Below are 3,060 nucleotides of genomic sequence, written 5' to 3'. Positions count from 1 at the left end.
AGGAGTCTTTTTGTATACAAGTCCACGTTGCTTTTCACAAATTATGCTTTTTTTCCTGCTTCAATTTCTAAAGATTCTTCATGCCACCAAAGTGTTTCTTCAGGATCCTCTTTAGCAATTTGATGTGCTTCTTTCTTCGATTCTACGGTAGGATAAGATCCTTTTAATGCACGTCCTGATGTTGTAACAAACAGTACACTAAATACAACTAATCCAATTACACTTACACCTGTTAAATAAAATGCTGGTGCCAGTGGATTACCAGTCGCATGAACTAAGTATGAACATACAAGCGGCGTTGTACCACCGAATATAGATACAGAAATATTAAAGGAGATAGAAAGTGCACGATAACGTACATCGGTGAAAAAGAGTGCTGGTAATAACGAAGGCAATGTTCCTTCATAAACACTAAGGAAGAAACCTAAGACGAAAATACCCGCAAACATGGCTACAATATGTCCGTTACCAATTAATAAAAATGCTGGAATTGAACATAATGCTAAACCAAGTAAACCAATTTGTACTACGCGTTTATTACCTACTTTATCACTTAATTTACCGAAATAAAGTGCCAGTGGAATCATAAGTGCCATCGTAATTGAAATAATTAATAAGCCAGTTGTTTCTTTGACTTTTAGTACTTGTGTTAGATAAGAAGGAATATACGAAAGGATCATATAGTTTGTAATGTTAAAGAAGGCAACAATTACTGTGCTTAATAAGAAGTCTTTTTTGTGATATTTTAATATATCCATAAATGAAAATTGTTCGTTGTCTTCAGATTCCTCTTGTGCTTTTTCCATCTCTTGAAAGATTGGAGATTCATCTAAATGACGTCGTAAATATAAACCGACCAAACCAATTGGTGCAGCAATTAAGAAAGGAATACGCCATCCCCAGCTGAGCATTTGCTCATCTGTTAATAATAACGTTAAAATGGTAACAATTACCGAGGCAGCAATGTAACCTGAGAGTGTTCCAATTTCAAGACCACTACCGAGTATACCACGCTTTTTATCTGGAGAAGATTCTGCGATATAAACCATTGCTCCTGAATATTCGCCGCCTGTAGAGAAGCCTTGAATCATTCGAGCAACTAAAAGTAGTATTGGTGCCCATACACCAATTTGTTCATAGGTTGGTAGTAATGCGATGAATAATGTAGAAAGTGCCATTAAAATAATAGTTGTACTTAAAACAATCTTTCGGCCATACTTGTCTCCTATTCTACCAAAGAAAATACCTCCAATTGGTCGAACTAGAAAGGCCGCCGCAAATGTACCAAATGTAAGTACAAGTTGCAAACCACTATCATTCACACCCGAGAAGAATAATTGACTTAAAATAACCGCTAAATAAGCATATAATCCGAAGTCAAACCACTCCATTGCATTCCCAATGCCAGTAGCAACAACTGCTTTCCTAGCTTGTTTAGGATTGACAATATTAACGTCTTGAGGTTCAAAATTTAAATCATTATTTTGTTGCATATAGTAAAACAGCCCCTTATTTAATTTAACTTCTTTCAGCACACCTTCTCTTACTAGAATAAATTCAATACGAAGCACTTAAGGAAAAGCAACGTCTCCTTATCTGTTATTATTGTTTCACATAATTAAGTATTTGTCCAATGAGATGCTTTCTAGACTAAGTAATTAAGTATTTTAAAAAGCTGAAAAAGCGCTGTATGAGTGCCTTTTTCAGCTTTTTATTTTAATATATAAATTTATTTTTTGTCCCTGTTTTCTTCCTGTACGAATTACAAATAAGATACTTTTTTTATCAAAATTTTTAAACGCTTGCTATAGCTGCTAAACTATGAATACAGGAAATAAACTCATCAACAAATGCATCAATTTCCTCTTTCGTAATTATATACGGGGGAAGTAAACGGATGATATTCCCTTGTGTAACATCGACTAACATCCCTTTCTCCATTAATTCTAACTGTAATTTCTTTACGTTTTCATTTGTATCATTCATACTAATTCCAAACATCATCCCAGCATGACGTACTTCCTGAATATAATAAGAATTTTCTTTCTGAATTTCTTGCAGTTTATCATTTAAATATAGTGACGTTTCATAAGCTTCTTGCATTAAACCATCATCAATTAATGTTGTTAATACCGTTAAACCTAAAGCTGTTCCCATTGATGAATGAGCAAATGTTGTTCCGTGATCTCCTGGTGAAAATACATCACATAACTTTTCACCTACAATGATTCCTCCTAGCGGTATCCCGCCTCCTGCTCCTTTACCAAATTGAATAATGTCTGGTGTAATATTGAAATTTTGATAAGCAAATAGTTTCCCAGTTCTGCCTATACCACTTTGTACTTCATCAACAATTAGAATTACATTATATTTATCACATAGATATTGAACACCATGTAAATATTCACTTGATAAAGGATAGATCCCACCGCTTCCTAAAACAGGCTCTAGCATAATTGCAATGGGATGTTCATTAACAATTGTATCTTCTAATTCCTTTATATTTTCACGCTCCACTTCATATACAGGAATAGATGTTTTAGGGAAGTTTTGATATATACTTTCTTGTCTTGTAAAGTGAAGAGCTCCTAATGTTCGTCCATGGAAACTACCTTTCAGTACAACGACTCCATCACGTTCTTCATTCGTAATAGATCTATATTTATCTATTAATTTTAACGTTGTTTCTGTCGCTTCTGTACCAGAGTTTGTAAAAAAGACTTTTCCATTTTTTAAAGAGTAATCAACTAATTTCTTTGCATACTCAATCGCAACTGGGTTTAAAAAATGAAATGGCAGATGCAACGACTTCGTAACTTGCTCCATGGTCGTTTGCACAATTTTAGGATGATTGTATCCTAATACGTTTACCCCTACACCAGAAAACATATCTAAATACTCTTTACCCTCCACATCATAAAGTTTACAACCTTCCCCTCTTTCTATTGCAACCTCCGTGCGACAATACGTAGGCATCATATATTCTTTATCTAATTGAAACCAATCCGACATGTTCAATTCCTCCTATTTATTTTTACTATTTTTTAATGTTCATTATCT

2 protein-coding genes are annotated in these 3,060 nt (G+C 34.1%); both read right to left on the bottom strand.

Features of this window, described 5'->3' with window-relative positions:
• Positions 1-41 precede the first annotated feature (41 nt).
• On the bottom strand, positions 42-1,493 hold the full coding sequence (locus tag V7038_RS26380; RefSeq protein ID WP_033718123.1) for an MFS transporter: 1,452 nt from the start codon (positions 1,491-1,493) through the stop codon (positions 42-44).
• Positions 1,494-1,794: 301 nt separating this feature from the next.
• Complete coding sequence (locus tag V7038_RS26375) at positions 1,795-3,012, bottom strand: aspartate aminotransferase family protein (RefSeq protein WP_335695871.1); 1,218 nt, start codon at positions 3,010-3,012, stop codon at positions 1,795-1,797.
• Positions 3,013-3,060 lie beyond the last annotated feature (48 nt).

The sequence above is a fragment of the Bacillus sp. JJ783 genome (genome assembly GCF_036963225.1).
In the GTDB taxonomy this organism is placed as follows: domain Bacteria; phylum Bacillota; class Bacilli; order Bacillales; family Bacillaceae_G; genus Bacillus_A; species Bacillus_A cereus_U.
The sequence above is the reverse complement of the archived record's forward strand: the minus strand, read 5'-3'. Positions and strand labels throughout refer to the sequence as shown.